The organism is Streptomyces naganishii JCM 4654, from assembly GCF_014650575.1.
Classification (GTDB): domain Bacteria; phylum Actinomycetota; class Actinomycetes; order Streptomycetales; family Streptomycetaceae; genus Streptomyces; species Streptomyces naganishii.
This window is the reverse complement of sequence record NZ_BMVF01000009.1, coordinates 37,583-64,137: the sequence shown is the minus strand read 5'-3', so window position 1 is coordinate 64,137 and position 26,555 is coordinate 37,583. Positions and strand designations below refer to the sequence as shown.

Genomic DNA, 26,555 nt, shown 5'->3' with positions numbered 1-26,555 from the left:
AGCCCCGGAAGAGCCGTATGGCCCTCCTCACGGTCCGGACGGCCCCGGACTGCGCACCGCTAGGTAAGGGTAGCCTCTCTTCACTGGAAGGTGTCGTGGGGGCGGGTTCGCCCGGCGTAGTACCGGAGACGGAATGAACAGTGGTGACCGGGATGTGGATACCGAGCCGGGACGCAGGGCCGCCGGCCCGGACCCGGACGGCGCCGGCCGGGCGCTGGCGGAGCTGCCGCCCGGCGCGCGGGGCAGGGTCGTGACCGTGACCGACGACGGCTCCTCCCGCACGGCCCGCCGGCTCAGGGACCTCGGCTTCACCCCGGGCACGGTGGTGGAGGTGGTCCGCCGGGCCCCGCTGCGCGATCCGGTCGTCTTCCGCGTCAAGGACTACGACCTGTGCCTGCGCCGCGCGCAGGCCGCCTGCGTACGCGTCGTCGAGGTGGGACCGTGACCACGAGCTGCCACGACGTCGCGGGCGGAGGGGAGGTCACCGCGGGGCAGCCGCGGTTCGCCCTGGTCGGCAGCCCCAACGCCGGCAAGACCAGCGTCTTCAACGGACTGACCGGGCTGAACGCCAAGACCGGGAACTATCCCGGCGTGACCGTCGCCCGGTTCGTCGGCGTCTGCCGCACCGGCGGGGACAGCTGCCTGATCGAGGATCTTCCCGGGACGTACAGCCTGGAGGCCATCAGCCCGGACGAGCAGATCACCGTCGACGTGCTCGACGGCCGCCTGGACGGCGTCGACCGGCCGGACGCGCTCCTGTTGGTCGCCGACGCCACCACGCTGCGCCGCTCGCTGCCCTTCGTCGCCCAGGTGCTCGCCCGCTCCCTGCCGACCTGCCTGGTGATCACCTTCACCGACGAACTGGCCCGCCGCCAGGGCACCCTGGACACCGACGCGCTCGGCGAGGCCCTGGGCGTACCCGTGCTGGCCGTGGTCGGGCACCGCGGACGCGGGGTCGCACAGTTGCGGGACCGGCTCGCCGAGTGGGCGTCGTGGCCCACGCCGGTCCTCGCGCCGCCCACCGACCCCGACGAGGTGGACGCCTGGGCCGAGTCGGTGCTGGAGTTCGCCGGCTACCGCGCTCCCGAACGGCACCGCGTCACCCAGCGGGTCGACGCGGTGCTGCTCCACCCGCTGTGGGGCACCCTGGTCTTCTTCGCCGTGATGATGCTGTTCTTCCAGACCGTCTTCACGCTCGCCGCCCCCTTGCAGGGCGCGGTGGAGTCCGCGTTCGGGGAGCTGTCGCGGCTGGTCTCGGCGCACGTCGGCAACAGCTGGCTGTCCGGGCTGCTGGGCGACGCGCTCATCGGCGGGGTCGGCGCGGTCATGGTGTTCGTACCGCAGATCATGCTGCTGTTCCTGCTGCTCGCGCTCCTGGAGGGCGTGGGCTACATGTCGCGGGCCGCCTTCCTGATGGACCGGGTGATGGCCCGGGTCGGGCTGGAGGGCCGGGCCTTCGTGGCGCTGCTGTCGTCGTTCGCCTGCGCGATCCCCGGCATCATGGCCACCCGCACCCTGCCCTCGGCCCGGGACCGGCTCGCCACGATGATGGCCGCCCCGCTGATCACCTGCTCGGCCCGGCTGCCGGTGTACGTGCTGCTGATCGGGCTGCTGGTCGACCCGTCGTACCGGGTGGGCCCGTTCGGCGCGCAGGGCCTGGTGATGTTCGGGCTGTACGTGCTGGGCGCGGTGTCGGCGATGCTGGCCGCGTGGGCGTTCAAGAAGCTGGGCGACCATCGTGGCGCGCTGCTGCCGTTCCACATGGAGCTGCCGCCCTACCGGCTGCCGTCCCCGCGTTCGGTGCTGGTGATGACGTGGTCCTCGGCGCGCGCGTTCCTGCGCAAGTGCACGACCGTCATCGCCGCCACCAGCGTGCTGCTGTGGCTGCTGCTGAACCTGCCCCTGCACCCGGCGGCCGAGCTGCGGGCGGCCGGCGTCGACACCACCGACCGCACCGCCGTCTCCGCCTACCAGGCCGACCACAGCTACGCCGCCGGCCTCGGGCACCTCGCCGCCCCGGTGTTCTCCCCGCTGGGCTTCGACTGGCGCATCAACGTCGGTGTGCTGTCGGCCCAGTCGGCCCGGGAGACATTCGTCGCCACGCTCGGCCAGGTCTCGGCCGCGCAGGACCCCGAGAACCCGGCGCGGGCCCTGCGGACCATGACCTACCCGGACGGCCCGCACGCCGGTGAGCGGATCTTCACCGCGCCCACCATCGCGGCCCTGCTGGTCTACTTCGCCTACGCCCTGCAGTGCATGGCCACGGTCGCGGTGCTGCGCCGGGAGACCGGCACCTGGAGATGGCCGGCGATCGCCTTCACGTATCTGACGGGGCTGGCCTGGGTGATGGCGTACCTGGCCCGTACGCTCACGGCGTGGCTGGGCGGGTGAGGAACCGGTGATCCCCCTCCACCCCCAGCCCGTGCCCGGTCACTCCGACCGGCTGCGCTGGATCGTTCCTCCGGACGCGCTCCCCTGCGCCGGTCCGCTCGCCGGGGTGCCCGGTCCGCTGGCCGCGCTGCTCGACGACGGCACGCTCGCCAAAGTCACGGCGGAGCCCGGCGCCGTGGTCACCAGCCTCGGGGCCGGCCGCACCTGGACCGGCGCGGGCGCCCGCGTGCGCACGGCGCTGCACGCGGCCCTGGAGGACCCGGACGGCTGGACGCCCGCCCCCGACGCGGACGGCGACGGCGGCGACGCGCTGCTGCGTGCCGCCGTCACCGAACTGCTCACCGGCCCGGTCGGCGGGGTCGCCCGCTCGCACGGCGGCGGCATCGAACTCGTCGGCGTGCACGACGGCGTCGTCACCGTCCGCCTGCACGGCGCCTGCCACGGCTGCCCCGCCGCCTGGTTCACGCTGCACCGGCGCCTGGAGGCCCAGCTGCGCCGCACCTGCCCCCAACTGCGGGAGATACGGGCGGCCGGCGCGGCGTGAGAAGACCCGGAGCGGCATGAGAAAACCGGGCACACCCGAGGGTGCGCCCGGTTTTCCAGTGGCCGGCCCTCCACCAGGCCGGCCGGTCCATTGGGTCCGGACCGGGCGGTTCAGCGGGCTCCGCCGGGGCGGGACAGGTCCCGTGCGGTGAGCACGAGCGCCGCGCCCACGCCGGTGAACAGGGCGCCCAGGCCCTGGACGAGCGTGGTCAGTTGCCAGGCCTGGTAGGCCGACAGCAGGGAGCCGCGCAGGGTCTCGCCCATGAACGCGGTCTGCCTGAGCCGGGTCAGCTTCTCGTCGTCGCCGCCGGTGGCGTGCAGTTCCTCGGTGATCTCCGCGTAGGTGCGGCCGCCGGTGGCGTGGGTGAGGTGGTCCTTGATCAGCTCGGCGTAGGCGTGGGCCTGCGGGCCGGTCCGCACGGCCGCGCCGGCGTGGGGCGCGAGGCGGGCCGGCAACCCGTGGCCGGGGAACGCGATCCGCTGCGCCGCGAGTTCGGCGCGGATCTCCTTCCGGCCGCCGCGGCCCCGCAGCAGCATGACGGCCCCGGCGGCCACCATGGCCGCGCCGGCCGGCCCGACCAGGGCCGCGGCCCGGCGGTGCACACAACGCATTGACGTGTCTTCTTCCCCTGTGGGCCCTTGCGGGCCGGGTGACTGAACTCGTGCGGGCGGCGCGGCCCGGGGGCGGCCGCCGTCAGTGGTGGCTCAGGAGCAGCCGCCAGGCCTCCGGGCCCCGCTGGAGGTACTCCACCGCGAAGGCGCCGGGGGCGCGGTGCTCGATCTGGGCGAGCAGCGGGAGCGGGTCGTGCGGGGCCACCAGCACCATGGCGCCGCCGGCCGGTACGGCGTCGAGGGCGCCGAACACCGTGGCGTGGCGCAGGGCGTGGGGCACCTGCCGCACGTCCAGCTCGGGCACGCCCGCCTCGTCGGCGCCGCCGCAGCCGCAGGCCCCGCCGCAGCCGGTCTCCTCGGGCTCCTGGTCGTTCACCGTGCTGTCTCCTCGCCCGTCCCGGGCGCCGGCGGCGCCGTCAGTGGGTGTGTGGTGTCCGACCCGGCCGTGCATGTCCCCGAGCAGCTGGGCCAGGGAGACGCCGGGTTCCCTGGCGAGCAGGGACAGCACCATGCCGTTCTCCTTGACCACGTGCTCCTCGAACAGCACCTGCAGGGCCCGCGCGTCGGCGGCCGCGGCGACCGGTGCGGCGGCGCCCCGCAGCGCGTCGACGAGCGCGGCCAGCCGGCGGTGCTCGCCGATCAGCGCCTCGACCAGCAGCCGGGCGTCGGGGAGGCGGTGGGCGGCGGCGTAGAGGGTGTCCTCCTCGGCGGCGGCGTGCGGCAGCAGGTCACGCTCGCAGAAGGCCACCAGGCCCGTCCGGGGGCCTTCGACGGTACGTGGATCGCTTTCGGCGGCGGTCAGCAGCAGACCGACGTGTCCGGCCATCTGCCCGACCAGGTGGGCGTGGTGTGCCTCGGCGGCTTCGAGGGCGGTGGCGTCCTCGGGGGCCGATGCGAGAGTGAGGGCGCTCATGGCGGTCCTCCAACGGTTCGGGGTGGTCCGGGTGCGGACCGGTCGGATGCGGTGGCCGGCCCTCCGGGCGCCGGGCCCGGTGGGTCCGGGCCGGCGCCGCACCTGGCGTGCCGGGCCGGCGGCGGGGCCGGGACGGGGCGGGGCGGGCCGGGTGCCCGGCCGTGGCAGGTGGGCGGCCGGGCACCGGCCGGACCGGGGCCCGCCGTGCCTGCCACGGCCGTCGGCACGAGAAGACGTGGCCGGACAGGCAGGGTGCGGCGATCGGCGGCGGGTCCCGGTCGGTCGAAGGCCAGCATCTCCGTGCCGCCGCGGGCGGCGCTTGGGTCGTACGGTCCTTCCCGGCGGGGGCCGCTGGTCCCTGCCCCGCGGCCCCGGGCAGGGCCGGACGGCGGCCGCCAAGGGGCCGCCCCGGCCCAAGGAGCCCCGCCGGGCGGGCGTCTAGCGTGCGGTTGCATGCACCAGCGGCGACGTGGACCATCCCGGCGCCCGCGAGCGAGGGGATCGGCGAAAGAGATGACGGCACGTCCCGGACGGCCCGCGCCGCACGCACCCGCGACGGCGGGGCGCACGCCATGATCCTGGAGGACCTGCGCACCGCCTGCCGCAAGGATCCCGCCCTGCACGGCGCCCATGTCGTCGAGGTGCTGCTGTACCCGGGCCTGTGGGCGATCTGGTCGCACCGCGTGGCGCACCGGCTGCACCGGCTCGGGCTGCCGCTGCTGCCCCGGCTGGTCTCCCAGCTCTCACGCGCCCTGACCGGCATCGAGATCCACCCCGGTGCGGTCATCGGCCGCCGCTTCTTCATCGACCACGGCATGGGCGTGGTGATCGGCGAGACCGCGGTGGTGGGCGACGACGTGATGCTCTACCACCGCGTGACCCTGGGCGGCACCGGCTGGTGGACCGACACCCCGGGCGCCCGCCGGCACCCCGTCGTCGGCGACCGGGTGGTCCTCGGCGTGGGGGCCACCGTGCTGGGCCCCGTGCGCGTCGGGCACGACACCGTCGTCGGGGCCCACTCCCTGGTCCTGTCCGACGTGGCCGCCCACTCCTCCGTCCGCGCCGCCCAGTCCGGCGCCCTCGTCCGCACCCGCGACGCCCGCGCGGCGGCGCACCGCACCACAGCTCCGCGTCCGGAGCCGACCCGGAAGGCAGCCCCATGACGGCGATTCACCCCTCGGTCACCGCGCTGATCGGCCGGACTCCCCTGGTGGAGCTGTCCCGCTACGGCGCGGACCTGCCCGTCCGCCTGGTCGCCAAGCTGGAGTCCGCGAACCCCGGCGGCAGCGTCAAGGACCGCATCGCCCTGGCGATGATCGAGGACGCGGAGGCCACCGGCGCGCTCCGGCCCGGTGTCCGCATCGTCGAGCCGACCAGCGGCAACACGGGCATCGGCCTGGCCATGGTGGCCGCCGCCAAGGGCCACCAGGTGACCTTCACCATGCCGGAGAGCATGAGCGCCGAGCGGCGGGCCCTGCTGCGCGCGTACGGCGCGGAGCTGATCCTCACCCCGGCCGCCGAGGGCATGCGGGGCGCGATCGGCCGTGCCGTCCAACTGGCCGAGAAGCACGGCTGGTTCATGCCGCAGCAGTTCCGCAACCCGGCCAACCCGGACGCCCACCGCCGCACCACCGCGCAGGAGATCTGGCAGGACACCGACGGACAGGTCGACGTCCTGGTGGCCGGGGTGGGGACCGGCGGCACCGTCACCGGGGTCGGGCGGCTGCTCAAGGAGAAGAAGCCGGAGGTCACCGTGGTGGCCGTGGAGCCCGCCGAGTCCGCGGTGCTGTCCGGCGGCTCCCCCGGCCCGCACCGCATCCAGGGACTCGGCGCCGGCTTCGTCCCGGACACCCTGGACACCGGGGTCTACGACGCCGTCCACCGCGTGGGCCTGGAGGACGCGCAGGCCGCCGCGCGCCGCCTGGCCCGCACCGAGGGCGTCCTCGCGGGCGTGTCCAGCGGTGCGGCGCTCCACGCGGCCACCACGCTGGCCCGCTACCCCCGGCACGAGGGCGCGCTGATCGTCGTGGTCCTGCCCGACACCGGCGAACGGTACCTGAGCACCGGCCTGTTCGCCTGACCGCGAGGCCGGGCCGGCGCCGCTACGTCCCCGCCTCCCGCAGGGCCCGGCCCCAGACCGAGCGGGCGGCCGCGGCCAGCAGGAGGCGTTCGCGGGGCGGGCGCGGGCCGACCGGGAGCCAGGCCAGGTCGGTGTCCGTGGCGGAGGCGGAGCGGGTGCGCAGGGCGACCACGTCGTCGTGGGCGAGCAGGGCGCGGCGGAACAGCGTGTGGCTGCCGGTGTCCTCGGCCAAGGTGGCGGGCCGCCACCCGTGTTCGGCGAGCCGGGCCCGTACGGCGGCCGCGTAGGCGGGCGCCCGCCGCTCGGGGAACCACAGCAGCCGCAGGCCGGCGAGGTCCTCCCAGCGCAGTTCCGGGCGGGCGGCCAGCCGATGGCGGCGCGGCAGCAGCACGCCGAGCGGCTCGTCGCCGATGACCCGCACTTCCAGACCGGTGGCGTCGTCGGCGGGCGCCCGCAGGATGCCGTACGACAGGGCCCCGGTGCGCAGGAGTTCGCCCTGGCGGGCGGAGTCGGCCTGTTCGTGGACGACGCGCAGCGGCCGGGCGGCCGTCAGGAGGCGCTCGGCGCGCTCCAGCACCTCGGGCGGTACGCCCCTGCACACTCCCACGGTCGCCGTCACGGGCACGGCGCGGGCGGCGGCCACCGCCGAACCGAGCGTGTCCAGCGCCTGGTTGACGCCGTCCAGGAGCAGCCGGCCGGCCTCGGTCAGCTCCATGCCCCGCGGCAGCCGCCGGAACAGCTCGGTGCCGACGCGGCGTTCGAGCGTCGCGATCTGCTGGCTCAGGCTCGGCTGGGCGATGCGCAGGCGGCGGGCCGCCTCGGTGACGGTGCCCGCCTCGGCGACGGCGGCGAAGTAGCGCAGCTGCCGCAGCTCGAGCCCGCCGTGCCCGGGACTTGCTGGGTCCATAGGCACCAGCCTATATGTCCCGGGGCGACCGGTCTTGGCGCGGGGAGGCTCCCGTGCCGTTGGCTGGAGGCATGTTCGTGATCGTGTTCAAGTACCGTGCCCCGCTGGAGACCGTCGACGCGCTCAAGGAGGCGCACTACACCCACCCGGAGGGCGTGTTCGGCCGGGGGCTGGCCCGGCTCGCGGGCCCGCTGGAGCCCCGTACGGGCGGAGTGGTGATCGCCGACGGGCCGCGCGAGGCGGTCGAGGCCGCCGTCGCCGCGGACCCGTTCGTCACCAGCGGCGCGGCCACCGCCGACATCCTCGGCTTCCGGCCCGTCTTCCGCGCCCCCGGGACACCGGACACCGGGAACGGAGACAGCGACGGCGACGGCCTGTGAGGCTCAGGCCACCGACCCGATCCGCCGTGCCGAGGTGACCTTCCGGGTTGCCGTGTCGTGGTGGATCGGGGTGCGGGCGCCGGTGAGGGGCGCTCCGCTGCCCCCGCGGCGGGCCGCGACGATCTCCGCGGCGATGGACAGGGCCGTCTCCTCCGGTGTGCGGGCCCCGAGGTCCAGCCCGATGGGCGAGCGGAGGCGGGCCAGCTCCACTTCGCTCAGGCCGGCTTCGCGCAGCCGCCGGTCGCGGTCCAGGTGCGTGCGGCGGGAGCCCATCGCGCCGACGTACGCCACCGGCAGCCGCAGCGCCAGTTCCAGCAGCGGCACGTCGAACTTGGCGTCGTGGGTCAGCACGCACAGCACCGTACGGCCGTCCACGTGGGTGCGTGCGAGGTACTGGTGCGGCCACTCCACGACGATCTCGTCGGCCTCCGGGAAGCGCGCCCGGGTGGCGAAGACGGGCCGGGCGTCGCACACCGTCACATGGTGGCCGAGGAACTTGCCGACGCGCACCAGGGCCGAGGCGAAGTCGACGGCGCCGAAGACGATCATGCGGGGCGGCGGCACCGAGGACTCGACGAGGACCGTGACCGGGGCGCCGCAGCGGGAGCCCTCGGCGCCGATCTCCAGGGTGCCGGTGCGGCCCGCGTCCAGGAAGGCCGCCGCCTCGCCCGCCACCGTGCGGTCCAGTTCCGGGTGCGCCCCGAAGCCACCGATCGCGCCCTCACCCGCCCCGTCAGGGTGGACCAGCAGGGCCCTGCCCAGCAGTTGGGCCGGGCCGGACACCACGCGTGCGAGGGCCGCCGCCTCCCTCGAGGCCGCGGCGGCCAGCGCGGCCTCGCACACCGGCCGGGCGGGGTCGCCGGCCCGTACCGGTGTGACCAGGATGTCGATGACGCCGCCGCAGGTCAGGCCGACCGCGAAGGCGTCCTCGTCGCTGTAGCCGAAGCGCTGGAGGACGGTTTCGCCGTCCGTCAGCGCCTGTTGGCACAGCTCGTAGACCGCGCCCTCCACACAGCCGCCGGAGACCGAGCCGATCGCCGTGCCGCCGGCGTCCACCGCGAGGGCGGCGCCGGGACGGCGCGGCGCGCTGCCGCCGACCGCCACCACGGTGGCGACGGCGAAGTCCCGGCCCTCACGGGCCCAGCGGTTCAGCTCCTCGGCGATGTCCAGCATCTGTCGCTCTCCCAGGACTGCGTCTGTATGGAGGGTCGCGGTGTCGTGGCCGTCCGTCCGCTAGTGGACGCCCAGCCAGCTCTCGATCGGGTGCAGGGCGAAGTACACGAGGAAGACCGCCGTCAGGGCCCACATGAAGGCCCCGATCTCGCGTGCCCTGCCCTGGGCGGCCTTGATGACCGTGTACGAGATGACGCCGGCGGCCACGCCGGTGGTGATGGTGTACGTGAACGGCATGAGCACCACGGTCAGGAAGACCGGGATCGCGGTGGCCCGGTCGGACCAGTCCACGTGCCTCGCGTTCATCAGCATCATCGCGCCGATGACCACCAGGGCGGCCGAGGCGACCTCCTGGGGCACGAGCGCGGTGAGCGGGGTGAAGAACAGGCAGGCCGCGAAGAACAGTCCGGTCACCACGGAGGCGAGGCCGGTGCGCGCGCCCTCGCCGACCCCGGTCGCCGACTCGATGAACACGGTCTGCCCGGAGCCGCCGGCCACACCGCCGACCGCGCCGCCCGCGCCGTCGATGAACAGCGCCTTGGACAGTCCCGGCATCCGGCCCTGTTCGTCGGTGAGCCTCGCCTCGGTACCGACGCCGATGATGGTGGCCATCGCGTCGAAGAAACCGGCCAGGACCAGCGTGAAGACGATCACCCCGACGGTCATCGCGCCGACCTTGCCCCAGCCGCCGAACCCGACGTGCCCGAAGAGCGAGAAGTCCGGCATCGACACCGCGCCGCCGTGGAGTTCGGGGGCGCCGTTCGCCCAGGCGCCGGACCCGACCACGCCGGCGGCGTTGAGCACGGCCGCGACGACGGTGCCGGTGACGATGCCGATGAGGATGGCGCCGGGCACGTCGCGGGCCTGGAGCGCGAAGATGAGCAGCAGGGTGCCGGCGAACAACAGCACGGGCCAGCCCGCCAGTTCGCCCGCCGGGCCGAGGGTGACCGGGGTGGCCTTGCCCTGGTGCACGAAGCCGGACTTGTAGAAGCCGATGAGGGCGATGAACAGGCCGATGCCCATGGTGATGCCGTGCTTGAGCGCCTGCGGGATCGCGTTCATGATCATCTCGCGCAGTCCGGTGACCACCAGCACCATGATGACCACGCCGTAGACCACGCACATGCCCATGGCCTGCGGCCAGGTCATCTGCGGGGCCACCTGCGAGGAGATCACGCCCGAGACGGACAGTCCGGCGGCGAGCGCGAGCGGCACCTTGCCGACGAAGCCCATCAGCAGCGTGGTGAAGGCCGCCGCGAACGCGGTCGCGGTGATCAGCGCCTTCTGGCCGAGGGTGTCCCCGGCCGCGTCCTTGCCGGACAGGATCAGGGGGTTGAGCAGCAGGATGTACGCCATCGCCATGAAGGTGGTGACGCCGCCGCGCACTTCGCGCGCGACCGTGGATCCCCGCCGGGATATGTGGAAGTACCGGTCGAGCCAGGACCGTCCCGCCGGGACGCGGCTGCCCGCGCCCGCGTCTTCGGCGGTGGTCCCCGGCTCCACTGACTGCTGGGTCATGGGCCATCTCCCAAGGTTCACAGGGGCACCCGTGCGGTGGTTCTCGGCGGTGCACGGGATTTGGGAATGGACGACCCGGGGGACGGCCCGAGACGCACGTGTGGGTACTGAAGTGGGTACTGCCGTGTGGGTACTGAAGTGGGTACTGCCGTGCTCACCGCGGTCGTCGCCGCGGTGGAGCGGCCGCCCCTACGCGGTGCCCGTCAGGTGTTCCGGACGTACGGGCGTGCGGTTGAGCTCCAGCCCGGTCGCGTTCCGGATCGCCGCGAGGACGGCCGGGGTCGACGACAGGGTGGGGGCCTCGCCGATGCCCCGCAGCCCGTACGGCGCGTGGTCGTCGGCGAGTTCGAGCACGTCGACGGGGATGACCGGCGTGTCGAGAATCGTGGGGATGAGGTAGTCCGTGAAGGACGGGTTGCGCACCTTGGCGGTCACGGGGTCGACGACGATCTCCTCCATGACCGCGATGCCCAGGCCCTGGGTCGTGCCGCCCTGGATCTGGCCCACCACGGACAGCGGGTTGAGCGCCTTGCCGACGTCCTGGGCGCAGGCCAGTTCGATCACCTTGACCAGGCCGAGTTCGGTGTCGACCTCGACGACGGCGCGGTGCGCGGCGAAGGAGTACTGGACGTGGCCGTTGCCCTGTCCGGTGCGCAGGTCGAAGGGCTCGGTCGGCCGGTGCCGCCACTCCCGCTCGACCTCGACGGCCTCGTCCTCCAGCACGTCCACCAGGTCGGCGAGGACCTCGCCGCCGTCGGTGACGACCTTGCCGCCCTCCAGCAGGAGTTCGGCGCTCGCCCACGCCGGGTGGTAGGAGCCGAACCTGCGCCGGCCGATGTCGAGCACCTTCTCGCGGACGAGTTCGCAGGCGTTCTTCACGGCGCCGCCGGTGACGTAGGTCTGCCGGGAGGCGGAGGTCGAACCGGCGCTGCCGACCTGGGTGTCGGCGGGGTGGATGGTGACCCGGGCGACGCCGAGTTCGGTGCGGGCGATCTGCGCGTGGACGGTGACACCGCCCTGGCCGACCTCCGCCATCGCGGTGTGCACGGTGGCCACGGGCTCGCCGGCGACGACCTCCACGCGCACCCTGGCGGTGGAGTAGTCGTCGAAGCCCTCGGAGAAGCCGACGTTCTTGATGCCGACCGCGTAGCCGACCCCGCGCACGACGCCCTCGCCGTGCGTGGTGTTGGACAGGCCGCCGGGCAGCTGCCGTACGTCCGCGCCCTCGGAGCTCTCCCACTGGCGCTCCGGCGGCATCGGCATCGCCTTGACGCGGCGCAGGAGTTCGGCGACCGGGGCCGGGGAGTCGACGGGCTGTCCGGTCGGCATGACCGTGCCCTGGCTCATGGCGTTGAGCTGCCGGAACTCCACGCGGTCCATGCCGACCGCGTCGGCCAGCCTGTCCATCTGCGCCTCGTAGGCGAAGCACGCCTGGACCGCGCCGAAGCCGCGCATCGCGCCGCAGGGCGGGTTGTTGGTGTAGAGGGCGACGGCCTCGATGTCCACGTCGTCGACGACGTACGGGCCGACGCCGAGCGAGGCGGCGTTGCCGACGACCGCCGGGGAGGCGGAGGCGTACGCGCCGCCGTCCAGCACGATGCGGCACTTGACGTGGGTCAGCTTGCCGTCCTTGGTCGCCCCGTGCTCGTAGTACAGCTTGGCGGGGTGGCGGTGGACGTGGCCGAAGAAGGACTCGAAGCGGTTGTAGACGATCTTGACGGGCTTGCCGGTGCGCAGCGCGAGCAGGCAGGCGTGGATCTGCATGGACAGGTCCTCGCGGCCGCCGAAGGCGCCGCCGACACCGGCGAGCGTCATCCGCACCTTGTCCTCGGGCAGTCCGAGCACGGGCGCGATCTGGCGCAGGTCGGAGTGGAGCCACTGGGTGGCGATGTAGAGGTGGACGCCGCCGTCCTCCTCGGGCACGGCGAGCCCGGACTCGGGGCCGAGGAAGGCCTGGTCCTGCATGCCGAAGTGGTACTCGCCCTTGACGACGAAGTCGGCCCTGGCGGCGGCCTGTTCGGCGTCGCCGCGCACGATCGGCTGGCGGTGCACGATGTTCGGGTGGGGGACGTGGCCCACGTGGTGGTCGGTGCGGCCCTCGTGGAGGAGGATCGCGTCGGGCGCGGTCGCGGAGGCCTCGTCGGTGATGACGGGCAGCTCCCGGTACTCCACCTTGATCTTCGCGGCGGCGCGGCGGGCGGTCTCCGGGTGGTCCGCGGCGACGATCGCGACCGGCTCGCCGTGGTGGCGCACCCTGCCGTGGGCGAGGACGGGGGTGTCCTGGATCTCCAGGCCGTAGTGCTTCACCTCGGCGGGCAGGTCGTCGTACGTCATCACGGCGTACACGCCCGGTGTGGCGAGGGCCTCGGCGGTGTCGATGGAGAGGATCTCGGCGTGGGCGACGGTGGAGCGCAGGATCTGGCCCCAGAGCATGTCCTCGTGCCACATGTCGGAGGAGTACGCGAACTCGCCGGTGACCTTGAGGATGCCGTCAGGGCGGAGCGTGGACTCGCCGATGCCGCCCTTGGTCTTCGACCCCTGCGTGATCCTGGTGGGAGCGCCGGTGGGGGCGCCGCCCTGCGCGAACGCGGGCGGGAGCTTGGGGGAGGACATGCTCAGACCTCCTCGGACTGCCGGGCGGCCGCGAGGCGGACCGCGTCCATGATCTTCTCGTAGCCCGTGCAGCGGCACAGGTTGCCCGAGAGCGCCTCGCGGATGTCCGCGTCGCTCGGGCTGGGGTTGCGCTCCAGCATCTCGTCGGCGGCGACGAGCAGACCGGGGGTGCAGAAGCCGCACTGGACGGCGCCGGCGTCGATGAACGCCTGCTGGACCGGGGAGAGTTCGGCGCCCTCGCCGGTGTGCGGGCCGGCGCCCCGGGCCTGCCACGCCCTGGCCTCGTCGAGGGACGTGCCCGAGGCGCCGGGACCGCCGGACGAGCCGCGGGTTCCCTCGGAGCGGGCGCGCTGCCTGGCGAAGTCCGCCAGCCCCTCGACGGTCACCACCTCGCGGCCCTCGACCTGGCCGGCCGCGACCAGGCAGGAGCACACCGGCACCCCGTCCAGGCGGACCGTGCAGGAGCCGCACTCGCCCTGTTCGCAGGCGTTCTTGGAGCCGGGCAGGCCGAGGCGCTCGCGCAGCACGTACAGCAGGGACTCGCCCTCCCAGACGTCGTCGGCCTCCTGCGGGCGTCCGTTGACGGTGAAGTTGACGCGCATCACGCGGCTCCCTTCGAGGCGTTGCGGGCGCCGCGGTACGACTCCCAGGTCCAGGTGAGCGTCCGGCGGGCCATCACGCCGACCGCGTGGCGGCGGTAGCCGGCGGTGCCCCGCACGTCGTCGATCGGGTTGCAGGCGGCCGAGCAGAGCTGGGCGAACTGCTTGGCCACGGACGGGGTGATGACCTTGCCGTTGTCCCAGAAGCCGCCCTCCTGAAGGGCCGCGTTCAGGAACTCCTCCGCGGCGCGGGCGCGCACCGGGGTCGGGGCGGCCGAGCCGATGCCGGTGCGGACCGTGCGGGTTTCGGGGTGCAGGGCGAGGCCGAAGGCGCACACCGCGATGACCATGGCGTTGCGGGTGCCGACCTTGGAGTACTGCTGGGGGCCGTCGGCCTTCTTGACGTGTACGGCGCGGATCAGCTCGTCGGGGGCGAGCGCGTTGCGCTTGACGCCGGTGTAGAAGTCGTCGATCGGGATGCGGCGGGCGCCGCGCGCGGCCGACTCGGCCTCGACCTCGGCGCCGGCGGCGAGGAGTGCGGGGTGGGCGTCGCCGGCGGGAGAGGCCGTGCCGAGGTTGCCGCCGACGCCGCCGCGGTTGCGGATCTGCGGGGAGGCGACCGTGTGCGAGGCGAGCGCCAGGCCGGGCAGCTCGGCACGGAGATGTTCCATGATCTTGGCGTAGGGCACGGAGGCGCCCAGCCGCACGCTGTCCTCGCCGGCCTCCCACTCGTGGAGTTCGCCGACGCGGTTGAGGTCGAGGAGGTACTCGGGCCTGCGGTGGTCGAAGTTGATCTCCACCATCACGTCGGTGCCACCCGCAATCGGCACAGCGGTGGGGTGCTCGGCCTTCGCGGCGAGCGCCTCCTCCCAGCTGGCGGGGCGAAGGAAGTCCATGACCGGCTCTCTTCTTCGTCTCGTGGGGAGTCGTGGGGATCGAGCCAATCCGGTGCGGCGGGCGCGGCTCGTTCATGTGATGTTCACGCTGAGTGGGCCAAGTACACAGGTGTGTGCTCCGGTGGGGTCAGTCACCGAAACCATGAAGGGTTTGGCTGGCCAGGGCGGGCATCTTGTAGATTCGTATGAACGGAGCTGCTGACCGGTCGCAGGGCCGGCCCCTCGCCACAGCACACCAACGTAGTTTTCGAGACAAAAGAACGGCGGCGACGAGACATGCGGCTGCGCGCACTGCTGGAGACCGACGCGCTGGGCCTGAAGCTGCTCGGCGGCGAGCCCGAACTGGACCGCACCGTCCGCGGGGTCATGACCACCGACCTGCGCGACCCCAGCCGCTACCTCTCAGGCGGCGAACTGGTGCTGTCCGGGCTGGCCTGGCGCCGCGACGCGGCCGACTCCGAGCCGTTCGTACGGATCCTCGCGCAGGCCGGCGTGGCCGCGCTCGCGGCCGGCGAGGCGGAGCTGGGCGAGGTGCCCGAAGACCTGGTGGTGGCCTGCGCCCGGCACCGGCTGCCGCTGTTCGCGGTCAACGAGTCGGTGGCGTTCGCGACGATCACCGAACACGTCGTACGGCAGGTGTCCGGGGAGCGCGCCGGCGACCTCGCGGCCGTCGTCGACCGGCACCGGCGGATGATGACCGCCGGCCCGGCCGGCGGCGGCCCCGACGTCGTCCTGGACCTGCTGGGCTCCGACCTGGACCTGCGGGCCTGGCTGCTCTCCCCCGCCGGGCGGCTCATCGCCGGCCCGAAGACGGGCGGTGGCGGAGCCGGTCCCGCCCTGCCCGCCGAACTGTGCGCGCGGCTCGCCGCCGAGCACCTCGCGGCCGCCCGCACCGGCCGGCGCGGCCCCCACCGGGTGACGCTGGGCGCGACGACGTACTCCCTGTTCCCCATCCGCGCCGGCGGCGGCCGGGTGCCGCCGGCCGGGCAGGCGGGACAGGACGCGCGGGGCGGGCAGGACGCGCGCGCGAGCGTGCTGTCGGAGTGGCTGCTGGCGGTCGAGGCGGACGCGGGCGACTGGCCCGAGGAGCGCCTCGACCTGCTGCACGGCGTCACCCAGCTGATCGCGGTCGAGCGGGACCGCCGGGACGCGGCCCGCACGGTGCGCCGCAGGCTCGCCCAGGAGGTGCTGGAGCTGGTGCAGACGGGCGCGCCGCCCGCCGAGATCGCCGCGCGCCTCAGGGTCGCGGCGCCGGTGCTGCTGCCGGGCCTCGGGTCGGCCCCGCACTGGCAGGTGGTCGTCGCCCGCGTCGAGTGGGAGGGCCAGGCGGAGGGGACCGGCCCGGTCGCCCAGTCCCTGCTGGAGGAGATCCTCGTCGACCCCCGCGCCACCGGACCGGAGCCCTCCGACCGGATAGCGGTCGCGCACACCGGCGACGAGGCGGTCGCGCTCGTGCCGCTGCCGGCCGTCCCCGCCGAGGGCGACGGCGCCGAGCCGGGCATCCTCGCGGACGCGCTCCTCGGCGCCGTGAGGGACCCGCTGTCGGCCGGGCTCGACGGCGACGGGCGGCTCACGCTCGGCGTCAGCGCCGCCGTGCACTCGGCGGAGGGGCTGCGCGGTGCGCTGGAGGAGGCACGGCACGCCCGGCGGGTCGCGGCGGCCCGGCCCGGGCGGGTGTGCGCGGCCGGGCACCAGGAGCTGGCCTCGCACGTACTGCTGCTGCCCTTCGTCCCCGACGACGTGCGGCGCGCCTTCACCGCCCGGCTGCTGGATCCCCTGCGCGACTACGACCGCCGTCACCGCGCCGAGCTGATCCCGACCCTGGAGGCGTTCCTCGACTGCGACGGCTCCTGGACGCGCTGCGCCACCCGGCTCCACCTGCACGTCAACACGCTGCGGTACCGGGTGGGGCGGATCGAGCAGTTGACGGGGCGTGATCTTTCGCGGCTGGAGGACAAGCTCGACTTCTTCCTGGCGCTGCGCATGAGTTGAGGGCCCGCGGCCGCCGGCCGTCCCACGACTTTGTGAAATCTTTCACCCACCCTCTTGGCCGGGCCCCGGGATTCGTGCTGAGATGCCGCCACCACTCAAGGCTCGAAGGCGTGCTCGGGGAGGGCAACGTGGCGCATACCGCCATGTCTGGTAACGGAACGACCCCTGGTGACGATCCACTCCAGACCGCGGTATGGCGGCTGCGCTCACGCGCGTGCTGGACCGACGCCGCCGCGCTGCTGCCGGGGGCCACCGCGGCAGCGGCCCTGCAGAGAACCGTGCTGATGGTGGAGCGGTGCCTGTACACCGAGGCCGGCTGGGAGGACGCCGAGGACGCGCTGCGCACGGCGGAGGCCCTGGCCCACGACGACGAGGAGCGGGGCGCGGCCGCTTGTGAACGCGGGTACTTGGCATACGCGGCCACCCTGCACGGCGTGCGCGACCGGGCCGACGAGGCGCGGGCCGCGCTCGGCCGGGCGGCGGCGCTGCTCGCGCCCGGGGCGCCGGGGCGGGCCCTGCTGGACTTCCGGCGCGGGCTGATCGCGGAGAACCTCACCCGCTCCCCGCAGGCCGCGCGCGCCGCCTACCGCCGCGCGCACGCGGGCGCGACCGCCCACGCCGACCCGCTGCTGCTGTCCTTCACCTGGCGGCATCTGGCCGGACTGGCGCTGCGGGAAGGGGAGTTGGCCGAGGCGCGGCACGGGTTCGCCGAGTCGCTGCGGATCCGCGAGGAGCTCGGGTATCTCGTCGGTACGGCCCCCGCGCTGGCCTCGCTGGCCGAGACGGAGGCGGAGCCGGAGGCGTCCCGGCTGCGGGACGAGGCGCGGCGGCTGTTCCGGCTGCTGGGCGGCGTGCCCACGTGGCTGGCCCGGCAGCTGAGCCCGTCGCCGCCGGCGGCGGGGGCGGCCACGGCCTGAAACACGCGGTGGTCCGTGTCACTCAGGAGTGCTCGGTGGTGCTCAGAGCAAGCTGAGAGGTTTCTGTGCCAGGCTGACACGCCCGAACACGCGGACGGGACAGACCTGTGTCCTGACACCCCCCGTCCCGCTGCGTGCACCCCCCACGGCCGCCCCTGGAGGAGCGTCTGATGAGCCTGATCAACGGCCTGCCCGCGCACGTGCTGCTGGTCCATGTCGTGGTCGTCCTGGTCCCCCTCACCGCCCTGGCACTGGTGATCTGCTCGCTGTGGCCGCAGGGCGCCCGGCGGCTGGGACTCGTACTGCCGATCCTCGCCCTCGTCACGCTGGTGAGCGTGCCGCTGGCCACGCAGGCCGGCGAGTGGCTGGAGCGGCACGTGGACAGCGACCCGCTGGTGCGGCGGCACGCCGAACTGGGCGACGGCATGCTCCCGTGGGCGGTGGGCCTGTTCGTCCTCGCGGCCGGCGTCTGGTGGCTCGCTCGCCGCACCCCGGCCCCGGAGACCGCCGGCCCCCGCTCGGGTTCGGCCCCGGAGGCCGCCGGCCCCCGCTCGGGCCCGGGCCCGGTGATCCGCGTCGCCGCGGTGGTCCTTTCCGTGGCTGTCGCCGCGGGCGCGGTCGTGACGGTCTACCGGATCGGCGACTCCGGCGCGAAGGCCGCCTGGCACGACGCCTACTCCAAGACCGCCACCAAGGGTGGCGACGACTGACATCCCCGCGTACGTGTGGCCCGGCCGGGACCCCGGCCGGGCCACACGTACGTCCGCACGCAAGCGGGGGCCGGTCCGCCGACGACGCCCCTACCCCCGCCCGGCCACCTGGCGGGACGCAGAGCGGTTGGGGCACACGCGGCCACCCAGCGGGCGGGACGCAGAGCGGTTGGGAAACGCCCCGCCGGCCCGCTCCGGACCCCAGCGCGGGCTCACCGGACGCAGCGGCCCGTCCCGCCGCCAGGTGGGGCGCAGGGCGGTTGCGGCGTGCCCGGCCGCCAGGTAGGGCGCAGGGCGGTTGCGGCATGGCCGGCCCGCAGGGCGCAGGGCCCGTGCGCAGGGCGGTCGCGGTTGCGGCATGGCCGGCCGCCAGGTAGGGCACAGGGCGGTTGTACGGTTGCGGCACGCCCGGCCCGCGGGGCGCAGGGCGGTTGCGGCATGCCCGGCCGCCAGGTAAGGCCGCAGGACGGTTGCGCGGTTGCGGCATGCCCGGCCGCCGCGCCCGGTGCGAAGGGAACGCCCCCGCAGCCACCACCCCGCCCCAAGCCCGCCCAGCCCCGCCCACACGAGCGCCGCCGCTCCTCCCCCGCCGCCGGCCAGCCCACTCGGGCGTACCCGGAGCATTGCCCACGGCGGGCGCGATCGGGATCTCAGCGCGGGCTCACCAGGCACGGCCGCCCGTCCCGCCGCCAGACGGGCCGCAGGGCCGTTGCGGCATGCTTGGTCGCCAGGTAGGGCGCAGGACGGTTGCGCGGTTGCAGCATGCCCGGCCGCCATCCCCGGCGCGAAGGGAACGCCCCCGCAGCCACCACCCCGCCCCAAGCCCGCCCAGCCCCGCCCACACGAGCGCCGCCGCTCCTCCCCCGCCGCCGGCCAGCCCACTCGGGCGTACCCGGAGCACCGGCCACGGCGAGCCCGCTCGGGACCCCAGCGCGGGCCCACCGGCCGAAGCAGCCCGTGCCGACGCGCGGTGGATGGAGGTGCGCCCGGTCAGGTCGGACTGGAGGGCCCTGGCCGCTCCGGGGTGCGGGTCTGCGGCCTGTGTGCGCTGCTCAGGGGGTCCGGGGCGCAGGTGTCAGGTGCTGGTGGAGGAGGTGGGCTGTCAGGGGGAGGTCGCCTGCTACGAGGGCGTCCAGGAGCGTGGTGTGGGCTGTGGCGTCCGCCAGGAGGTCGGGGCGGGTCGTGGCGGCGGTCAGGGGCCACTGGGCGCGGCGGTGGAGGTCTTCGGCGATGTCGGCGAGCTGGGTGTTGCCGGCCAGGGAGAGCAGAGCGCGGTGGAAGGCGCGGTCGGACTCGGCGTAGGTGGCCCGGCAGCCGGAGGCGGCGGCTCGGACCGTGGCCTCGGCCGGCTCGCGCAGCTCGTCCCAGCGCTCGGCGGGCAGCGTACGGGCGAGTCGCAGGACCACCGGGACCTCGATCAGCGCCCGCACCTCGGCCAGCTCCGCCAGCTCGCGCGCCCCCCGCTCGACCACCCGGAAGCCGCGGTTGGGCACGACCTCGACGGCGCCCTCCAGGGCGAGCTGCTGCATCGCCTCCCGCACGGGCGTCGCCGACACCCCGAACCGCTCCCCCAGCGCGGGCCCGGAGTACACCTCGCCCGGCTTCAGCTCCCCGGCGAGCAGCGCGGTGCGCAGCGCGTCGAGGATCTGGCCGCGCACGGAGGAGCGCTGCACCACGGGGCGGGGCCGCGGCAGGGGCGGCTCGGCGTGGGTGTGCTCACCCCGGGTGGGCTCGCCGCCGACGGCCTGCGCGCCCGGGCTGTCGTTCCGCCCGCGCCCGCGGTCCCCCGGCCCCGGCTGCCGGGGCACCCGTGCCGCCGCGGCGGCCGCCCGGCCCGTTCCGTCCTCCCGGGTTCCGGTGCCGGTGGAGTCCTGCGCGCCCTGCTTCACGGTCCTCCTCCGGGCTTGGGAGTGCTTGGGGTCATTACGGCGGGTTGTTACTCACCCGTCAAGCACCATAGGCGCTTGAGGCCAGTGGTTCACAGTCCGTCGACATGAAGCAAGGTAAGCCTTACTTCACATGACCTACGTTCGAGTGCGCCCCTCAGGCGTGGCGGACTCCTGCACCCGCCCGACCGAGGACGACGCACAGGTACAGCGCGACTACGGCACCCGGCCCCGCCCGGACGTCGTGGCGAGCCTCGCCCGCCCGCGCGGTCGCACCGTGCGCCCCGAGGACACCCGCACGCCCTGTCCGCGCACCCGCGCCACCGACCGCGTCGCCCAAAGCGAGCGCCACCCGCGCCCGCTGACCGGGCGTCACGTAAGATCACCCCGGTGCGGGACCCCCACACGCCCTTCAGGTGATTCACAACTTCCTCACCTGTCACGGGAACTTTCCGTGGAACCGCCCGTACGGGTAGTCTTATTCGAACTCAACTCCCGCCCCTCAAGCGGCAGTTCGAGCAGAACGCTGCCCTGGGCAAGCCCTTGCACTTTCTTGGCGGCCTCTTGCCCCGAAACCCCCTGAGGGCCGGTGGGGTTGGGCCACTATGGCGGGCGTTACGCCCTATCCCAATGCAAGGGACCCCTAGATGAGACTGACCGACATATCGCTGAACTGGCTGCTTCCGGGCGCCGTGCTGCTCCTGGGCGTGCTGGCGGCGGTGGCGGTGCTCGTGCGCGGCAAGCGGTCCGGGGAGAGCACGAGCGCGGACGACTCGTGGGAGCGCAGTGAGGAGCGCCGCAGGCGCAAGGAGGCCATCTACGGAACCGCCTCCTACGTCCTGCTGTTCTGCTGTGCGGCGGTCGCCGCCGCGCTCTCCTTCCACGGCCTGGTGGGCTTCGGCGAGCAGAACCTCGGCCTGACCGACGGCTGGCAGTACCTGGTGCCGTTCGGCCTGGACGGTGCGGCGATGTTCTGTTCCGTGCTCGCGGTGCGCGAGGCCAGCCACGGTGACGCGGCCCTCGGCTCCCGCATACTCGTGTGGATGTTCGCCGCCGCCGCGGCCTGGTTCAACTGGGTGCACGCGCCCAGGGGCGTCGCCCACGCCGGCGCGCCGCAGTTCTTCGCCGGGATGTCCCTGTCGGCGGCGGTCCTGTTCGACCGCGCGCTCAAGCAGACCCGCCGCGCCGCCCTGCGCGAGCAGGGCCTCGTCCCGCGCCCCCTGCCGCAGATCCGCATGGTGCGGTGGCTGCGCGCCCCGCGCGAGACCTACCGCGCCTGGTCGCTCATGCTCCTCGAGGGTGTGCGCAGCCTGGACGAGGCGGTCGAGGAGGTGCGCGAGGACCGGCGCCAGAAGGAGGACCGGCAGCGGCTGCGGCGCGAGCAGGAGCGCGTGGAGCGCGCCCAGCTCAAGGCGATCAGCCGGGGCCACCGCGGCTTCGTGGGCCGGGGCGGCCGGCAGGTGGAGGCACAGGCCCTGGAGCGCGGCTCCTCGCAGGTCACCGCGGAGCCTGCCATATCCACCGCGGACCAGCTGCCCGTCCGCGCGCGTCCCTCCCTCCAGCCCGTCCGCAAGGGGTCTGACCCGATCACCGTCGACCTCACCGCGGAGGACGACACCATGGCCCTGCCGCGGCTGGACTCCCTGGAGCGCAAGCTCAAGGACCTGGAGCAGCAGTTCGGCTGAGCCCGGCCCCGGCTCCTCGCCGGGTCCGGTGACGCACGCCGGGAGGGGGCGCGGCCCGCGGGCCGCGCCCCCTCCCGTTTTCCGTTCACGCGGCGCCGGCGCCCGGGCCCAGTACGAACCACACGGACTTGCCCACCCCGTGCGGGCTCACGCCCCAGGCGTCCGCCAGGGACTGCACCAGTACGAGCCCCCGGCCGCTGGTGTCCTCCTCGCCGGCCGGCCGCCTCGCACGCGGCCGACGGGACACGAAGTCCCGTACCTCCACGCGCAGTTGTCCCGGTGACACGGTGGCCGTGAGGATCGCGTCGTCGTCGGTGTGGACCAGCGCGTTGGTGACCAGTTCGCTGGCGAGCAGTTCGGCGACCTCCGAGGTGCCGGGCCGCCCCCAGTGGCGCAGCAGCTCCCGCAGCGCCCTTCTCGCCTCGGGCACCGCCTTCAGGTCCGCCCGGCCCAGTCTGCGCCTGAGCTGCGGCGCACCGGGCCCCGCCATCACCCCGCCGGTCTCTTCCTCCACCGTCTCAGCCGAGGAGGCCCCGACCGTCATGGGACCGCCCCCTCGTGCCTGCCTCTTCATGACCCCCGCCCGCGTGCCGATGTCGGTTCCCCTCCACTTCGAACACGTTCACGGGGATCCATGCCCAGTAGGGCACGCGCCAGTCATGCCCCGCCGCCGACGACCAGGTGTTCGGCCACCCGCACACCGCACCACGGCACCCGCACGAGTGGCCGGCCGCCCGTTTCCGGCCCGGCGTCGGCCCCGTCCGGACGGGCGGGACCGTGCCGACTGGGCCCAACTGCCCATGAGGGCGTGCCGATCCGGTCGTATTCGGGTAAACAACGGCGCGCCGACTGGCCGTCGTACGATCCCGCGGGCACCCCGCGCGTCCCCGGGGCGCCCGCGGCGGCCGCGCGCCAACTTGGCCGGAGTACGACCCCTTCGGCCCTCAGGGCCGGGGAACGTTGCGCAGGTTGGAGCGCGCCATCTGCAGCATCCGGCCCACCCCGCCCTCCAGCACGATTTTCGAGGCGGACAGCGCGAACCCGGTCACCATCTCGGCGCTGATCTTCGGCGGGATGGACAGCGCGTTGGGGTCGGTGACGACGTCCACGAGTGCCGGGCCCTTGTGCCGGAAGGCGTCCTTGAGGGCACCCGGCAGATCCTTCGGCCGCTCCACCCGTACCCCGTGCGCGCCGCAGGCGCGGGCGACGGCGGCGAAGTCGGGGTTGGTGTTCGCGGTGCCGTACGAGGGCAGGCCCGCGACCAGCATCTCCAACTCCACCATGCCGAGGGAGGAGTTGTTGAAGAGGACCACCTTCACCGGCAGGTCGTACTGCACCAGTGTCAGGAAGTCGCCCATCAGCATGGAGAATCCGCCGTCCCCGGACATGGAGACGACCTGCCGGCCCCGGTCGGTGAACTGGGCGCCGATCGCCATCGGCAGCGCGTTGGCCATCGACCCGTGCGAGAACGAACCGATGATGCGGCGGCGGCCGTTGGGCGAGATGTACCGGGCGCCCCACACGTTGCACATCCCGGTGTCGATGGTGAACACCGCGTCGTCGTCGGCGACTTCGTCGAGCACGGCGGCCACGTACTCCGGATGGATCGGGACGTGCTTGTCGACCTTCCTGGTGTACGCCTTGACCACGCCCTCCAGCGCGTCCGCGTGCTTCTTGAGCATCCGGTCCAGGAACCGCCGGTTCTTCTTCTCCTTCACCCTCGGGATCAGGCAGCGCAGCGTCTCGCGCACATCACCCCACACGGCCAGGTCCAGCCGGGAGCGGCGGCCGAGGTTCTCGGGCCGGACGTCGACCTGCGCGATCTTCACGTCGGTGGGCAGGAACGCGTTGTAGGGGAAGTCCGTGCCGAGCAGGATCAGCAGGTCGCACTCGTGGGTGGCCTCGTAGGCGGCGCCGTAGCCGAGCAGACCGCTCATCCCGACGTCGTACGGGTTGTCGTACTGGATGAACTCCTTGCCGCGCAGCGCGTGCCCCACCGGGGACTTGATGCGGCCGGCGAACTCCATCACCTCGGCGTGCGCGCCCGCCGTGCCGCTGCCGCAGAACAGGGTGACCTTGCCGGCCTCGTCGATCATCTTCACCAGCCGGTCGATCTCGGCGTCGCCGGGCCGGACGGTGGGCCGGGAGGTGACGATGGCGGTCTCGGCCGCCTTCTCCGGGGCCGGCTCGTCGGCGATGTCACCGGGCAGCGCCACCACGCTCACCCCGCTGCGGCCGACCGCGTTCTGGATGGCGGTGTCCAGCAGCCGCGGCATCTGCTTCGGGCTGGAGATCAGCTCGCTGTAGTGGCTGCACTCGGCGAACAGGCGGTCGGGGTGGGTCTCCTGGAAGTAGCCGAGGCCGATCTCGCTGGAGGGGATGTGCGAGGCCAGCGCGAGGACCGGGGCCATGGAGCGGTGGGCGTCGTACAGGCCGTTGATCAGGTGCAGGTTGCCGGGGCCGCAGGAACCGGCGCAGGCCGCCAGCCGGCCCGTGATCTGCGCCTCGGCCCCGGCCGCGAAGGCGGCGGTCTCCTCGTGGCGTACGTGGATCCAGTCGATCGCGGCGTTGCGGCGGACCGCGTCGACGACCGGGTTGAGGCTGTCCCCGACCACCCCGTACAGACGTTTGACTCCGGCGCGGACGAGGATGTCGACGAACTGCTCTGCGACGTTCTGCTTGGCCATGGCTTTCGGACGCCCCTTCGGTCTCCCGCGGATTCCTCTGGTTGCTGGTTTCCCTGCGTCCATGAATTCACAGCCGCCGCGCTCACGCCTCCCACACGGCGGCGGCCGTACGGTCGTCCGAGTAGCCCTTGACCCGTACCTGCGAGTCGGCCAGGAAGGCCGCCAGGCCGGGCGGGGTCGGCCCGGACCACCTGCGCCCGAGGTACGCGCACAGCTCCGGCTCGCCCCGCAGCGGTTCGGCGAGGCCCGCGGTGCACATCAGCAGCGCATCACCCGGCCGGGCTACGGAGGCCCGGAACCGGAAGGGTTCCGGGGGCGGCCCGGGGTCGGGTTCGTACGCGTTCCCGGGCGGTGCGGCGGTGATCCCGAGGTCCATGGTGAGCCGGTCGCCCTCGGGGGTCTCGGCGGGGACGTCGGCTCCGGCCGCCCGTGCCGTGCCGGGCTGCTCGGGGACGTAGGGCTCGATGTCCTGCCACTCGCCGTCCCGCAGGCGGAACAGCCCGCCCTCCCCCACGCCGAAGAAGACCCGCGTACGGCACTCGGGGTCGGCGGGCAGGAGCAGGCAGCGCAGGCCGGCCGTGTACTCCTCCGGCGCCACGCCCTGTTCGGCGGCGCCGGCGCGGAGCCTGCCCAGGCTGCGGTCGGTCAGGCGGTGCAGGCCCGACTTCAGGTCGCCGCGCCGGGCGGCCCTGATGTCCTCCACCAGCCGGGCGTGACTGCGGCCCACCGCCCGCGCGGTCCACCGGCACACCTCGGCGGCCGCGAGGTGCGCGGCGGGGGCGGCGCGGGCGCCGGTGGCCATCGCGACGAGGACCAGCGCCTGTTCGCCCGAGCCGAACCTCGCGGTGAGCAGCGCGTCGCGGCGCGGCTCGCCCCGGTACCGCGCGGAGTCACCGCGCAGGGACACCGCCCGTATCGTGCAGGCGCCGTAACGGGCACCGTCCAGCACGGTGTCCGGCACCAGCTCGTCCAGCCCGTCCGGGTCGGCGGGCGGCAACGCGGTGGGCTCGGGGTCGTAGGTGGGAGGGCCGGAACCGATGTAGTCGAGGGCGGGGGGCGGGAGTTGGGGAGCCGCCGGGTGCTCGGGGGTGGCCGGTGCGGTGGGGGGCGGGGGCGTGCGGTTCTCGGGGGCGGTGTCTGCGGGAGCGGTGGCTGTGGGCGTGGGTGCGGGGGCGGGGGCGGCGGGGGGTGCGGGTACGGGTACGGGCTCGGGCTCTGGTGCTGCGGGGGCCGGGTCGGGCGCGGGGCCCGGCGGGGCCAGGGCCGGGGTGGGAGGCGGCGGGGAATCCCACGGGGTACGGAGCCACCAGTCGGGCCCCCGGGGATCCTGCGGATCCGGCTCGGCGCCGGCGGTCGGCTCGACGGCGGGCTCGGCGCGGGGCGCCGGGACGGCCGCAGTCGGCGGGGGCGGGGGCGCGGACGCGGGCGCCGGTGCCGGGCGGGGTGCAGGGGCGGGCGTGGGCGCTGATACCGGCCGGGACGCGGACGTCGGTGGCGACGCGGGCGCGGGCGCCGATGCAGGCCTGGGCGGCGGCGCGGACGTCGGGAAGGACGGCGCGGACGCCGGTGGCGGCGGCGCGGGCGCGGGCTCCGGCGCGGGCCGGGGCTCAGGCGCCGACGCGGTACTCGGCGGCGGTGCGGACCCGGACCCCGGCGCGGACCCCGGCGGCGGTGCGGACGCGGACGCGGCCGGCGACCCCGGTGCGGGCGCCGACGCGGGCCTCGGCGGCGGTGTCGCCGGCGCGAAGCCCGGTGCGGGCGCGGGCGCCGAGGCCGGCCTCGGCGGCGGTCCGGCCGGTGGGGTCGGCGGGCCGGATGCCGTTGTCGGCCGGCGGTCCTCCGGGGCGGCGGCCACCCCCCTGCCCAACGTGCCCGCCGCCGAGGCGAAGCGGTCGTCCAGGGAGTCGGCCGCGGCCGTGGGGCCGGTGTCCTCGGTGGAGTCGTCGTACAACTGCCGCCACCAGTCGTCCTCGTGACCGGTGGGCCTTCCCCCCTGCTGGCTCATGCCCCCAATTGTCCACCGCGCGGGCGGTATGAAAACGGGGCATCCGGA

General features: G+C 74.5%; 22 protein-coding genes. 10 read left to right on the top strand and 12 right to left on the bottom strand.

Translation table 11 applies throughout. From position 1 onward, the window contains the following. Nucleotides 1-154 precede the first annotated feature (154 nt). From IE217_RS18020 to IE217_RS18010, 3 genes are read left to right on the top strand one after another with little or no spacing between them, the layout of a single operon-like run. Complete coding sequence (locus IE217_RS18020; RefSeq protein ID WP_229865368.1) at nucleotides 155-445, top strand: FeoA family protein; 291 nt, start codon at nucleotides 155-157, stop codon at nucleotides 443-445. Further along, nucleotides 442-2,391 (top strand): ferrous iron transporter B, encoded by a 1,950-nt coding sequence (gene feoB / locus IE217_RS18015; protein WP_190178912.1) that lies wholly within the window; start codon nucleotides 442-444, stop codon nucleotides 2,389-2,391. The genes IE217_RS18020 and feoB overlap by 4 nt, the downstream gene beginning before the upstream one ends. 31 nt (nucleotides 2,392-2,422) lie before the next feature. Further along, nucleotides 2,423-2,935, top strand: a complete 513-nt coding sequence (locus IE217_RS18010) for a NifU family protein (protein WP_229865367.1) — start codon at nucleotides 2,423-2,425, stop codon at nucleotides 2,933-2,935. A 110-nt stretch (nucleotides 2,936-3,045) separates the two neighbouring features. Here the strand turns inward: IE217_RS18010 and IE217_RS18005 are convergent, their stop codons facing one another. Then, entirely contained in the window at nucleotides 3,046-3,546 is a 501-nt protein-coding gene (locus IE217_RS18005; RefSeq protein ID WP_190178910.1) for a hypothetical protein, read from the bottom strand. 82 nt (nucleotides 3,547-3,628) lie between these two features. Then, nucleotides 3,629-4,459: a DUF2249 domain-containing protein gene (locus IE217_RS18000; protein WP_190178909.1), complete on the bottom strand. Its 831-nt coding sequence runs from the start codon at nucleotides 4,457-4,459 to the stop codon at nucleotides 3,629-3,631. Nucleotides 4,460-5,031: 572 nt separating this feature from the next. Between IE217_RS18000 and epsC the strand changes: the two genes are divergently transcribed. Together epsC and cysK are read left to right on the top strand one after the other, a co-directional pair. After that, nucleotides 5,032-5,622, top strand: a complete 591-nt coding sequence (gene epsC / locus IE217_RS17995) for a serine O-acetyltransferase EpsC (protein ID WP_190178908.1) — start codon at nucleotides 5,032-5,034, stop codon at nucleotides 5,620-5,622. Continuing rightward, nucleotides 5,619-6,539 carry a cysteine synthase A gene (gene cysK / locus IE217_RS17990; protein WP_190178907.1) on the top strand — a complete coding sequence of 307 codons (921 nt, stop codon included), beginning with the start codon at nucleotides 5,619-5,621 and terminating at the stop codon, nucleotides 6,537-6,539. The genes epsC and cysK overlap by 4 nt, the downstream gene beginning before the upstream one ends. A gap of 22 nt (nucleotides 6,540-6,561) precedes the next feature. Here the strand turns inward: cysK and IE217_RS17985 are convergent, their stop codons facing one another. After that, nucleotides 6,562-7,446, bottom strand: coding sequence for a LysR family transcriptional regulator (locus IE217_RS17985; protein ID WP_190178906.1), 885 nt, complete (start codon nucleotides 7,444-7,446; stop codon nucleotides 6,562-6,564). A 53-nt stretch (nucleotides 7,447-7,499) separates the two neighbouring features. On the opposite strand from IE217_RS17985, the gene IE217_RS17980 reads away from it, so the two are divergent. Then, nucleotides 7,500-7,826, top strand: coding sequence for a YciI family protein (locus IE217_RS17980; protein ID WP_229865366.1), 327 nt, complete (start codon nucleotides 7,500-7,502; stop codon nucleotides 7,824-7,826). A gap of 3 nt (nucleotides 7,827-7,829) precedes the next feature. On the opposite strand, the gene IE217_RS17975 is transcribed toward IE217_RS17980, so the two are convergent. The 5 genes from IE217_RS17975 to IE217_RS17955 all read right to left on the bottom strand — a co-directional run bounded on the left by IE217_RS17975 (nucleotide 7,830) and on the right by IE217_RS17955 (nucleotide 14,625). After that, complete coding sequence (locus IE217_RS17975) at nucleotides 7,830-8,999, bottom strand: XdhC family protein (RefSeq protein ID WP_190178905.1); 1,170 nt, start codon at nucleotides 8,997-8,999, stop codon at nucleotides 7,830-7,832. Between the two features lie 60 nt (nucleotides 9,000-9,059). Then, nucleotides 9,060-10,517: an NCS2 family permease gene (locus IE217_RS17970; RefSeq protein ID WP_190178904.1), complete on the bottom strand. Its 1,458-nt coding sequence runs from the start codon at nucleotides 10,515-10,517 to the stop codon at nucleotides 9,060-9,062. Nucleotides 10,518-10,706: 189 nt separating this feature from the next. Further along, nucleotides 10,707-13,130: a xanthine dehydrogenase family protein molybdopterin-binding subunit gene (locus IE217_RS17965; RefSeq protein WP_190178903.1), complete on the bottom strand. Its 2,424-nt coding sequence runs from the start codon at nucleotides 13,128-13,130 to the stop codon at nucleotides 10,707-10,709. 2 nt (nucleotides 13,131-13,132) lie between these two features. Then, on the bottom strand, nucleotides 13,133-13,732 hold the full coding sequence (locus IE217_RS17960; protein ID WP_190178902.1) for a (2Fe-2S)-binding protein: 600 nt from the start codon (nucleotides 13,730-13,732) through the stop codon (nucleotides 13,133-13,135). Beyond that, nucleotides 13,732-14,625, bottom strand: coding sequence for an FAD binding domain-containing protein (locus IE217_RS17955; RefSeq protein WP_190178901.1), 894 nt, complete (start codon nucleotides 14,623-14,625; stop codon nucleotides 13,732-13,734). The genes IE217_RS17960 and IE217_RS17955 overlap by 1 nt, the downstream gene beginning before the upstream one ends. 276 nt (nucleotides 14,626-14,901) lie before the next feature. Between IE217_RS17955 and IE217_RS17950 the strand changes: the two genes are divergently transcribed. The 3 genes from IE217_RS17950 (at nucleotide 14,902) to IE217_RS17940 (ending at nucleotide 18,244) form a co-directional block, all read left to right on the top strand. After that, complete coding sequence (locus IE217_RS17950) at nucleotides 14,902-16,617, top strand: PucR family transcriptional regulator (RefSeq protein ID WP_190178900.1); 1,716 nt, start codon at nucleotides 14,902-14,904, stop codon at nucleotides 16,615-16,617. Between the two features lie 143 nt (nucleotides 16,618-16,760). Continuing rightward, on the top strand, nucleotides 16,761-17,534 hold the full coding sequence (locus IE217_RS17945) for a hypothetical protein (protein WP_190178899.1): 774 nt from the start codon (nucleotides 16,761-16,763) through the stop codon (nucleotides 17,532-17,534). A gap of 170 nt (nucleotides 17,535-17,704) precedes the next feature. Further along, nucleotides 17,705-18,244 (top strand): DUF2231 domain-containing protein, encoded by a 540-nt coding sequence (locus tag IE217_RS17940; protein WP_190178898.1) that lies wholly within the window; start codon nucleotides 17,705-17,707, stop codon nucleotides 18,242-18,244. Between the two features lie 1,052 nt (nucleotides 18,245-19,296). Here IE217_RS17940 and IE217_RS17935 read toward each other — a convergent pair. After that, entirely contained in the window at nucleotides 19,297-20,133 is an 837-nt protein-coding gene (locus tag IE217_RS17935) for a GntR family transcriptional regulator (RefSeq protein WP_190178897.1), read from the bottom strand. Nucleotides 20,134-20,777: 644 nt separating this feature from the next. On the opposite strand from IE217_RS17935, the gene IE217_RS17930 reads away from it, so the two are divergent. Continuing rightward, entirely contained in the window at nucleotides 20,778-21,815 is a 1,038-nt protein-coding gene (locus tag IE217_RS17930) for a DUF2637 domain-containing protein (protein ID WP_190178896.1), read from the top strand. Nucleotides 21,816-21,900: 85 nt separating this feature from the next. On the opposite strand, the gene IE217_RS17925 is transcribed toward IE217_RS17930, so the two are convergent. The 3 genes from IE217_RS17925 to IE217_RS35525 all read right to left on the bottom strand — a co-directional run bounded on the left by IE217_RS17925 (nucleotide 21,901) and on the right by IE217_RS35525 (nucleotide 26,507). Next, nucleotides 21,901-22,359 carry an ATP-binding protein gene (locus IE217_RS17925; RefSeq protein WP_190178895.1) on the bottom strand — a complete coding sequence of 153 codons (459 nt, stop codon included), beginning with the start codon at nucleotides 22,357-22,359 and terminating at the stop codon, nucleotides 21,901-21,903. 400 nt (nucleotides 22,360-22,759) lie between these two features. Beyond that, the gene (locus IE217_RS17920) at nucleotides 22,760-24,502 is read right to left on the bottom strand and encodes a pyruvate dehydrogenase (protein ID WP_190178894.1); all 1,743 of its coding nucleotides are present in this window, start codon (nucleotides 24,500-24,502) and stop codon (nucleotides 22,760-22,762) included. Nucleotides 24,503-24,584: 82 nt separating this feature from the next. Further along, nucleotides 24,585-26,507: a protein phosphatase 2C domain-containing protein gene (locus IE217_RS35525; RefSeq protein ID WP_190178893.1), complete on the bottom strand. Its 1,923-nt coding sequence runs from the start codon at nucleotides 26,505-26,507 to the stop codon at nucleotides 24,585-24,587. Nucleotides 26,508-26,555 lie beyond the last annotated feature (48 nt).

What these genes read in the sequence shown, in the direction of transcription:
- IE217_RS17985 (WP_190178906.1), bottom strand. Translation starts at nt 7,446, where the DNA reads ATGGACCCAGCAAGTCCCGGGCACGGCGGGCTCGAGCTGCGGCAGCTG.
- IE217_RS17965 (WP_190178903.1), bottom strand. Translation starts at nt 13,130, where the DNA reads ATGTCCTCCCCCAAGCTCCCGCCCGCGTTCGCGCAGGGCGGCGCCCCC.
- IE217_RS17930 (WP_190178896.1), top strand. Translation starts at nt 20,778, where the DNA reads ATGAGACTGACCGACATATCGCTGAACTGGCTGCTTCCGGGCGCCGTG.
- IE217_RS17970 (WP_190178904.1), bottom strand. Translation starts at nt 10,517, where the DNA reads ATGACCCAGCAGTCAGTGGAGCCGGGGACCACCGCCGAAGACGCGGGC.
- IE217_RS17955 (WP_190178901.1), bottom strand. Translation starts at nt 14,625, where the DNA reads ATGGACTTCCTTCGCCCCGCCAGCTGGGAGGAGGCGCTCGCCGCGAAG.
- epsC (WP_190178908.1), top strand. Translation starts at nt 5,032, where the DNA reads ATGATCCTGGAGGACCTGCGCACCGCCTGCCGCAAGGATCCCGCCCTG.
- IE217_RS17950 (WP_190178900.1), top strand. Translation starts at nt 14,902, where the DNA reads ATGCGGCTGCGCGCACTGCTGGAGACCGACGCGCTGGGCCTGAAGCTG.
- IE217_RS17960 (WP_190178902.1), bottom strand. Translation starts at nt 13,732, where the DNA reads ATGCGCGTCAACTTCACCGTCAACGGACGCCCGCAGGAGGCCGACGAC.
- IE217_RS17945 (WP_190178899.1), top strand. Translation starts at nt 16,761, where the DNA reads ATGTCTGGTAACGGAACGACCCCTGGTGACGATCCACTCCAGACCGCG.
- IE217_RS18000 (WP_190178909.1), bottom strand. Translation starts at nt 4,459, where the DNA reads ATGAGCGCCCTCACTCTCGCATCGGCCCCCGAGGACGCCACCGCCCTC.
- cysK (WP_190178907.1), top strand. Translation starts at nt 5,619, where the DNA reads ATGACGGCGATTCACCCCTCGGTCACCGCGCTGATCGGCCGGACTCCC.
- IE217_RS35525 (WP_190178893.1), bottom strand. Translation starts at nt 26,507, where the DNA reads ATGAGCCAGCAGGGGGGAAGGCCCACCGGTCACGAGGACGACTGGTGG.
- IE217_RS17925 (WP_190178895.1), bottom strand. Translation starts at nt 22,359, where the DNA reads ATGACGGTCGGGGCCTCCTCGGCTGAGACGGTGGAGGAAGAGACCGGC.
- IE217_RS17920 (WP_190178894.1), bottom strand. Translation starts at nt 24,502, where the DNA reads ATGGCCAAGCAGAACGTCGCAGAGCAGTTCGTCGACATCCTCGTCCGC.
- IE217_RS18005 (WP_190178910.1), bottom strand. Translation starts at nt 3,546, where the DNA reads ATGCGTTGTGTGCACCGCCGGGCCGCGGCCCTGGTCGGGCCGGCCGGC.
- IE217_RS17975 (WP_190178905.1), bottom strand. Translation starts at nt 8,999, where the DNA reads ATGCTGGACATCGCCGAGGAGCTGAACCGCTGGGCCCGTGAGGGCCGG.
- IE217_RS17940 (WP_190178898.1), top strand. Translation starts at nt 17,705, where the DNA reads ATGAGCCTGATCAACGGCCTGCCCGCGCACGTGCTGCTGGTCCATGTC.